At 76.0% G+C, this 1,717-nt stretch carries 2 protein-coding genes; both read left to right on the top strand.

Annotated elements, in window-relative coordinates; translation table 11 throughout:
* Window positions 1-913, top strand: a 913-nt coding sequence (locus VF825_RS03925; protein ID WP_331110361.1) for a hypothetical protein, incomplete at its 5' end; no start/stop codon positions are given.
* A 76-nt stretch (window positions 914-989) separates the two neighbouring features.
* Window positions 990-1,717: sigma factor-like helix-turn-helix DNA-binding protein (locus tag VF825_RS03920; protein ID WP_331110359.1), on the top strand; the 728-nt coding region annotated here is incomplete at its 3' end.

The raw sequence follows: 1,717 nt of genomic DNA, 5'->3' as shown, positions 1-1,717 counted from the left end.
CGCCGTGGCCGCCCTCGGCGTCGCCGGCACGCAGCTCACGGCCCCTCGCCACGCCGGCGCTCCGGCGTCGACGCAGGGCCGCACGGGCCAGCCGCCCATCGCGGTGCTGCACCTGGGCGGCGCCGGCTACGCCGTCTCCGTCCTCAGCCAGGATCCGGACCCCGTTGCCCTGGACTTCCACCAGGTGGGCGCGGACGGGCGGCTGAGGATGATCGGGAGCCTGACGAGCGAGAGCCGGCCCGGCCCCGACGTGCTGTGGAGCCCGGTCACCGACGGCGTCGTGATGGGCGTGCTCCCCGGCGGCGCCCGGCAGGTGCGGGCGCTCAGCGGCGCCGACGGGTCCACCCCGGTGCGCGTCACGGCGGCCCCGGTCCCCGGCACGAACCTGGATGCGTTCGCGGCGCAGGTGCCCGCGACCCTGCCCGGCACCGAACCGCTGTCACGGCTCCTGTGGACGGAGGCCGACGGCGCACCACGGGTGTTCCCCCCGACCGAGGGGGTGGACTTCATGCTCTCCGGCGGTCAGAAGCTCACCGTGACGCTCGACCGCACGGCCGCTCGACCCGTCATGCGCGCCGAGGTGGCCGACCCCGGCGGGCTCGAGGACCTCGGCAGCACCCCGCCGCCACAGGGGGCGGACCGGATCTGGCACCGCGTCGTGACGACGCGGGACGGCGCCGTCGTGCTCTACGGCATCGACCGGCGCGCCGCCCCCGACCTGCACGCCGCGTTCGGGCCCGGCTCGCACTCGAGCGACGCCAGCACCCAGACCCTGCCCATCCCGGGCGAGGACTACCGGGCCTTCGTCATCGAGCTGGTCTCCGTGGACGGCCACGCCCCGAGTGCCGGCCAGCTGACCGACGTCGGCTACGTGGACGCGCCCCCGACGTGGACCGGCAACCACTACCGCTGAACACGCCGCCGGCGGTGCGGCGGCCTTCCGCTGAGCCGTCTGCGAGGGTCACAGTGGAGATGCACGAGGTGGCTGGATGAGGGCATCCCACGAGACGGACCGGGGCGCAGAGCTCACCGCGTTCATGCGCGAGGTGACGCCGTCGCTGATGCACACGGCGTGGCTGCTGACCGGTGATCCCCGCCGGGCCGAGGACCAGGTGCGGGCCGCCCTGGTCAGCACCTGCCTGGCGTGGCCGCGCCTCCTCGACGAGGACCCCCTCGCCCACGCCCGTCGCGCGCTGCTCGACCACCGGACCGGGGCGTGGCACCACTCCCGCCACGTCTCCCCCGCAGGGCCCACCGATCCCGCGGTGGACGGGCCCGGCGGCAGGGTCGAGCGGGTTGACGAGCTGGTGCGGTTGCTGCGGCTGCTGCCCTCACGGCAGCGCCAGGTGGTGGTGCTGCTCCACGGCAGCGGCCTGACCGAGCAGGCCGCCGCCGACCTGCTCGACCTCTCCGTGGGCGCGGTGGGCCATGCCGCCTCGCGTGGCGTGGCCACGCTGCAGGCGAAGCTGGCGGCCACGTCCCCGACCGGCGGGAGGGCCGTGACGGCCGGCCACGTCGAGGAGGGGCTGGAGGCGGCCCTGGCCGAGGCACCAGCCCCGCCGATGACGGTCGACCCGGACTACGTCCTGCACCGGAGCCGTCGGGCGACCCGGGTCCGGCGCGTCTCGCTGTCCGGCCTCGTCGCGGTCATGGCGCTTCTCGCCGTGGTGGTGGCCCTGCTGGGGCCGCGGGAGCGCAGCCATGGTGGGCTGGACCT

This window comes from Oryzihumus sp., from assembly GCF_036391795.1.
In the GTDB taxonomy this organism is placed as follows: Bacteria; Actinomycetota; Actinomycetes; order Actinomycetales; family Dermatophilaceae; genus Oryzihumus.
Note: the sequence above shows the minus strand (reverse complement) of the source record. Positions and strands in the feature narration are given on the sequence as shown.